Source organism: Allotamlana fucoidanivorans (genome assembly GCF_006265225.1).
Lineage (GTDB): Bacteria > Bacteroidota > Bacteroidia > Flavobacteriales > Flavobacteriaceae > Allotamlana > Allotamlana fucoidanivorans.
The window spans coordinates 1-1,145 of sequence record NZ_VDCS01000045.1; the positions used below are offsets into that span (position 1 = coordinate 1).

Here is a 1,145-nt window from a genome sequence, read left to right on the forward strand (position 1 = left end):
CCCGTCCTGAATAAAGGCTACATAATTTCAAACATTATGTACAAAAATGACAAAGTAATCAGACGGTATTCAGAACCTTTTAAACTGAAAATTTTAGACGAACTTACAACAGGAAAACTAAACAAATATCAACTAGGGAAAGCCTACGGTATTGCACCAACTACCATTAATGAATGGATAAGAAAGTACAACCGTAAAGACCTTATGAACACTAGAATAACTGTGAAAACCAAAGACGAAATAACACGCATTAAAGAACTTCAAAAAGAGATTGAACAACTAAAAAAATTGTTGTTAAAGAAAGATCTAGATGCAATGATTCAAGATTCATACCTGGAAGTTGCTGCCGAAGATCTTGGCTATAAATCTGTTGCAGAACTAAAAAAAAAGCTAAATATAGAGCGCTAAGTAAAACCAAAGACAAAGCTAAAGGATTTGCGTCTTTAACCACTATTTGTATGGCTTTCGGGCTTAAACGTGATGCGTACTACAAGTATAAATATAGAGCTGACAAACGTTTAAAACTTGAACAACAGATCATTCAAATTGTGAACCAAAAGCGCAGGTCCTTGCCTAGAGAAGGCGTACGTAAACTCAAAATATCTTTAAAAAATGAGTTTGATAAAGCAAACCTTAAAGTAGGCAGAGACACGCTTTTCAACATTCTTAGAAAACACAATATGCTTATAACCAGAAAGAAACCCAGCTACAGAACTACCAATTCTTTTCATAGGTTTTACAAACATAAAAACATCATAAAAGATGTACTTGTTAATAGACCTAATCAGGTTTGGGTATCGGATATTACATACATCAGAACTGTAAAAGGATTTTGCTACTTGGCCCTTATAACTGACATGTATTCTAGAAAAATCATAGGTTACGACCTTAGTGATAGCCTTGAACTTAGCGGTTGTACCAGAGCTCTTAAAAAAGCATTATATCAAGCTAAAAACACAGAAAACCTAATACATCACTCGGATAGAGGCATACAATATTGTAGCAATATATACACACAAATTTTAAAGAGAAACAACATCAAAATTAGTATGACAGAAGAAAATCATTGCTACGAAAACGCTATTGCTGAACGTGTAAACGGCATCCTAAAAGACGAGTTTTATCTTGACCAGACCTTTGATAGC

The 1,145-nt window shown here is 34.0% G+C and carries 2 protein-coding genes; both read left to right on the forward strand.

Annotation, left to right across the window (positions count from 1 at the left end):
* Positions 1-408, forward strand: a 408-nt coding sequence (locus tag FGF67_RS16795) for a transposase (protein WP_233244115.1), incomplete at its 5' end; no start/stop codon positions are given.
* The coding region (locus tag FGF67_RS16800; RefSeq protein ID WP_262709374.1) for an IS3 family transposase at positions 366-1,145 on the forward strand (780 nt) is incomplete at its 3' end. The genes FGF67_RS16795 and FGF67_RS16800, both read left to right, overlap by 43 nt.